The 4,340-nt window shown below is 62.3% G+C and carries 4 protein-coding genes; 3 read left to right on the top strand and 1 reads right to left on the bottom strand.

Annotated features, from left to right (window positions below; all coding sequences use genetic code 11):
• A partial coding sequence (locus ENZ75_RS22850) for a GntR family transcriptional regulator (RefSeq protein WP_164887942.1) occupies positions 1 to 355 on the bottom strand: 355 nt, incomplete at its 3' end.
• Positions 356 to 531: 176 nt separating this feature from the next.
• Here ENZ75_RS22850 and ENZ75_RS22845 point away from each other — a divergent pair.
• The 3 genes from ENZ75_RS22845 to ENZ75_RS22835 are packed head-to-tail and all read left to right on the top strand — an operon-like array spanning position 532 to position 4,091.
• Positions 532 to 1,758, top strand: coding sequence for an iron-containing alcohol dehydrogenase (locus tag ENZ75_RS22845; RefSeq protein ID WP_063167482.1), 1,227 nt, complete (start codon positions 532 to 534; stop codon positions 1,756 to 1,758).
• A 16-nt stretch (positions 1,759 to 1,774) separates the two neighbouring features.
• Positions 1,775 to 3,256, top strand: a complete 1,482-nt coding sequence (locus ENZ75_RS22840) for an NAD-dependent succinate-semialdehyde dehydrogenase (RefSeq protein WP_063167481.1) — start codon at positions 1,775 to 1,777, stop codon at positions 3,254 to 3,256.
• A gap of 10 nt (positions 3,257 to 3,266) precedes the next feature.
• The gene (locus ENZ75_RS22835) at positions 3,267 to 4,091 is read left to right on the top strand and encodes an alpha/beta hydrolase (RefSeq protein WP_024502416.1); all 825 of its coding nucleotides are present in this window, start codon (positions 3,267 to 3,269) and stop codon (positions 4,089 to 4,091) included.
• The last annotated feature ends 249 nt before the right edge of the window (positions 4,092 to 4,340 follow it).

The following is a 4,340-nucleotide window of genomic DNA, read 5'->3' as shown; positions in this document are numbered from 1 at the left end:
CCATCGTTGCGGCGGCCTTTGCGGCGCCATGCGGCTCGAGCAGCAGACGCATCTCGTATAATTCGTCGAAACGGCGCCGGGTGATCTGGGGCGCGGCACGATAACCGATCAGATGCGTCTTGAGCACCAGGCCTTCGCCTTCGAGCCGTCCGAGGGCTTCCCGGATCGGCGTGTGCGAGACGTTGAATTCCTTGACCAAGCTGTCGACTGTGATGCGCGAGCCGGGGGGGATCTTCAGCGCCATCAACTGCGCGAAGATGGCTTCATAGACATCTTCGACGAGACTGTTGGCGCGCTGGATGCGACCAGCTCCAATGCTGGCGTCGCTTGGGTCGGGTAAGTTTGCGGTCTGCATATTTTGCCTCTTGACAGTGAGGACTGCTAACACGATGGTTCCGCGGATGCAATCCTATATCCTATACGATTTTAAAGCGGATATCTTTTAAGTGCGAGAGACACACTCTTAAACCGTCCGATCCAGACCGAGTTCAATGCCTCCGTTTCCAGTCAGCAGCCGTCAAAGGAACAATCATGACCCTCTTCGCCGCCCTGCGGTTGCCGCGTGAAATCCTGTTCGGGAAGGGGCAACGCCATGTGCTGCCGACGGTCGCCGCCCGGTTCGGCCGACGCGCGCTGGTCTGCACCGACGAGCGTTTCGCGGGCACAACGGTATTCGCCGACATTATCAAGTCCCTTCAGTCAGCCTCGATCGAGGTCCTGGTGCATGATCGTGTTCTGCCCGACGTGCCACGCGATACGGTCGGCATCTGCGTCGAGGAAGCGAAGGGGTTCGGGCCGGATATGGTGATCGGCATCGGCGGCGGCAGCTGTCTCGATTTCGCCAAATGCGCCACCCTGCTGCTCAGCCATGGCGGCAAGCTCCAGGACTATTACGGGGAGTTCAAGGTGCCGGGTCAGACACTGCCGCTGATCGCCGTACCCACCACGGCCGGCACCGGCTCCGAGGTGACGCCGGTCGCGGTGATTTCCGACCCGGACCGGACGCTCAAGGTCGGCATATCGAGCCCTCACCTTATCGCCGCGGTCGCTCTGTGCGATCCCGAGCTGACAATGACCTGTCCGCCTGGCCTGACCGCGATCGCCGGCGCCGACGCTTTGACCCATGCGATTGAGGCCTTCACCGCCATGCGGCGCGGTGAAGATCCCAATCTGCCGCAACAGCATGTCTTCATCGGCAAGACTGCGCTGACAGACCATTTCGCGTTGCTCGCGATAAAGCTGCTTGGCCGGAGTCTGGAGAAAGCCTGCAGCGACGGCACGGATGCCGACGCGCGTGCCGATGTCATGATGGGCGCTCTGGCGGCGGGCTGCGCGTTCGGCACCGCCGGCACGGCGGCGGCGCATGCCGTGCAATACCCGGCAGGCGCCCTCACCCACACCGCCCATGGTTTGGGCGTGGCCACAATGATGCCTTACGTGATGACCTATAACAGCCGCGTCGCCGCTCACGAGATGGCAGAGATCGGCGCGGCACTTGGCTTGGAGGCCAAGGCGCGAACCGCCGACGCGATGGCAGCCGCCACGATCGAGGAGATCAGGCGATTGTTCGCGGCGATCGGTATTACGCCAACATTGGCGGATCTGGGCCTCCCTGCCGATAAGCTTGAGTGGACCGCCGAGCAAGCGCTCGGCATCGACCGCCTGATCAAGAACAATCCGCGTGCGTTCGATCTCGGCACGATGCGACGCCTCGTCCAGGCTGCCCATGACGGCGACCTCGCCGCCTGCGTTATGTGAGAAACGGAACAAAGCGATGAATTTGAACACTCAGCAACTCGACCAGGATGGCTATGACGTGCGCGGTTTTTCGCACGGACTCTACATCGACGGCACTTGGCGGTCGTCCTCCGACGGTCGGCTCATCGATGTCGTCGATCCCTCCTCCGGGGCGGTGATCGCGGCGGTTCCCGATGCGACGGTCGAGGACGCCACCGCCGCCGTCGAGGCGGCGGCCAAAGCAGCTAGGAGATGGCGGGAAACTGCGCCGCGCAAACGCTCGGAAATCCTTCGGCGCTGTTTCGAACTGATGGTCGAACGCTCCGAAACGCTCGCCATGCTGATCTCGCTGGAGAACGGCAAGGCGCTGCGCGACGCGCGCGGCGAAGTGGCTTATGCCGCCGAGTTCTTCCGCTGGAATGCCGAAGAGGCGGTCCGGATCACCGGTGAATTCGGCACCGCGCCATCCGGCACCAACCGGATCGTGGTCGATTATGAGCCGATCGGAATTTGCGTGCTGATCACACCGTGGAATTTTCCGGCCGCGATGGCGACCCGCAAGATCGCGCCGGCGCTGGCGGCAGGCTGCACTGTCGTCCTGAAGCCGGCCAGCGAAACACCACTGACGGCCTATGCGCTGGCGGCACTCTACAGCGAAGCCGGCGTGCCTGCCGGCGTCGTCAACGTGCTGACCACGACCAGTCCCGGGCCGCTGACTTCGGCCATGCTTGCCGATCCGCGGGTCAGGAAGCTGTCCTTCACGGGGTCGACGGGTGTCGGCCGAACCTTGCTCGGCGAGGCTTCAAAGCATGTCATTTCGTGTTCTATGGAACTCGGCGGCAATGCCCCGTTTGTCGTCTTCGACGATGCCGATCTCGACGCCGCCCTCGATGGCGCGATGATCGCCAAGATGCGCAACGCCGGCGAAGCCTGCACCGCCGCCAATCGCCTCTATGTGCAATCGGGAATCTATGATGCTTTTGCCGACGGGCTCCGCAAGCGCATGGCGGCACTTAAGGTGGGGGCGGGCCCGAATGCCGACACCGAGTGCGGGCCGATGATCACCAGAAAGGCTGTCGACAAGATCGATCGCCTGGTCAAGGACGCGGTGGGCCGGGGAGCCAAGGTGCTTTGCGGCGGGGCGATTTCGGAGGAAGAAGGATTCTTCTATCCGCCAACAGTGCTGTCCGAGGTGCCGCCGGATGCGGAGATGGCGCACGAGGAGATTTTCGGCCCGGTGGCACCTATCACACGCTTCGACACCGAGGCCCAGGCCATCGCCCATGCTAACAACACGGAATATGGCCTGGCCGCTTATATATACACACGCGATGTTGGGCGCGGCATGCGGGTGGCGTCGGGGATCGAGGCCGGCATGATCGGCCTCAACCGGGGACTGATGTCGGATCCGGCCGCACCATTCGGAGGCGTCAAGCAGAGCGGCCTTGGCCGCGAAGGCGGCCAGCACCACGGCATCGCCGAGTTCATGGAGGCTAAATATATTGCCGTCACCTTCTGAACCGGCAGTCATGTCAAAGGACCCTTTCCGCACGCGCGACCATGTGGCCGATTTTGACGATATCGTGGCCGACATAGTGACTCGCAGCGCCGAAACCCGGGCGACCCTGCCGATATCGGCGGGTATCGCCTATGGCGAGGGCGAGGCCGAAAGGTTGGACCTGTTCTTTCCGCCCGGTGTGCGCAGGGATCTTCCCGTGCACATCTTCATCCATGGTGGCTACTGGCGCATGTTCTCCAGAAGCGACTATTCTTATGTAGCGAACACAGTCACCAAAGCTGGGGCGATCGCGGTCATCGTCGATTATGCGCTGATGCCCGAATTCAGGATGGCGGCAATCGTCGACCAGATCCGGCGTGCCAAACAATGGGTGCTGGACAATATAGCCGCCCATGGCGGCGACCCTGCCCGGCTAAGCGTAAGTGGTCATTCGGCGGGTGCGCACCTGGCCACATTCCTGTTCGAAAAGGCGCCAATGCCGTCGCGCATACGTGCGGCGCTGCTGCTAGGCGGCCTTTACGACCTCAAGCCCCTTCAGACCTCCTTCCTCCAGCCGTTAATCGGCATCACCGATGAGGAGGCAGCTGCCTTCACCCCAATGACGCGGTGGCATGACCCGGAGACGGCAGCGACCATTCTCGTCGGAGATCAGGAAACGTCACCTTTTCACCAGCAGGCCGCCGACTTCGGAAAGCGCTTGCGCGCGCAGGGGCACCCTGTCAGCGACCTCCGCCTGAATGACCGAAACCACATGAACAGCGTGCGTGATCTGGGCATCAGCGGCACACAAGCTGGCGATTGCCTGATGGCGATGATCGATGGAAACGGCCTGTAGGACGGAAACCCAGGGAGAGCAGGGCCCGCTTGTGCCTTACTTGACATTCCCGTCACTCAGGAAAGTACCGTCACGGGGATCGCGGCACGCTGCCGGCATCGGGCTGAGCTTTGCGACAGGTGAAATCCGGCAGAGCACACAACCGACGATTCCTCATCCTCTTTTTCCACACTGACGAACTGCACAGCGCATCAGAAAATCGAAATTGCCCCTGCCGCCCTGAGCCGCGATGGTCTTTACGCAAGCAGC

Source organism: Mesorhizobium sp. M7A.F.Ca.CA.002.04.1.1, from assembly GCF_004022805.1.
GTDB classification, from domain to species: domain Bacteria; phylum Pseudomonadota; class Alphaproteobacteria; order Rhizobiales; family Rhizobiaceae; genus Mesorhizobium; species Mesorhizobium ciceri.
Note: the sequence above shows the minus strand (reverse complement) of the source record. Positions and strands in the feature narration are given on the sequence as shown.

Bases quoted from the DNA above. Each gene is read 5' to 3' on its own strand.
- ENZ75_RS22840 (WP_063167481.1), top strand. From the start codon at position 1,775: ATGAATTTGAACACTCAGCAACTCGACCAGGATGGCTATGACGTGCGC.
- ENZ75_RS22845 (WP_063167482.1), top strand. From the start codon at position 532: ATGACCCTCTTCGCCGCCCTGCGGTTGCCGCGTGAAATCCTGTTCGGG.
- ENZ75_RS22835 (WP_024502416.1), top strand. From the start codon at position 3,267: ATGTCAAAGGACCCTTTCCGCACGCGCGACCATGTGGCCGATTTTGAC.